1 protein-coding gene is annotated in these 517 nt (G+C 73.5%); it reads left to right on the forward strand.

The window, feature by feature from the left end:
• Positions 1-117: 117 nt before the first annotated feature.
• The coding region (locus AB0G02_RS41325; RefSeq protein WP_360806362.1) for a glycosyltransferase family A protein at positions 118-517 on the forward strand (400 nt) is incomplete at its 3' end.

Raw genomic sequence — 517 nt, forward strand, 5'->3', positions numbered from 1 at the left:
CCGACCGGTCGGACCGATCCCGATGCCGCGAGGGGACGCGCGCCGGCACCGTGCCCCGCTCGAACGGCACGGGGACGTGCCGCGTCCGGCCGATCCCCCCTTGGTGAAGGGCACGAGGTGAACCCGACCCCGGTACCGGGCCTGGTCTCGGTCGTCATGCTGGTCCGCAACCGCCTGGAGTACACGCGCAGGGCGCTGGACTCCCTCGCCCGTGCGTCCGGTGACTTCGAGGTCGTCGTGGTGGACAACGGGTCGGACGACGGCACCGCGGAGCACCTGGCCGCCCTGGACCACCCCCGCCCCGTGACGGTCCTCCGCCACGAGGACGACCGGGGCGGCAGCGAACGGCGCAACGTCGGCGCGGCGGCGGCACGCGGCGAGTTCCTGTTCTTCCTGGACAACGACGTGCTCGTGGACGACCCCGACGTGATCGAGGTGCTCGCCGCCGAACTCGCGGCGGACCCCGGCCTGGGCGGTGTGTCGCCGTTGCTGCTGTACCCCGGTGACGTGGAGCTGG

The organism is Actinosynnema sp. NPDC023658 (assembly GCF_040639995.1).
In the GTDB taxonomy this organism is placed as follows: Bacteria; Actinomycetota; Actinomycetes; order Mycobacteriales; family Pseudonocardiaceae; genus Actinosynnema.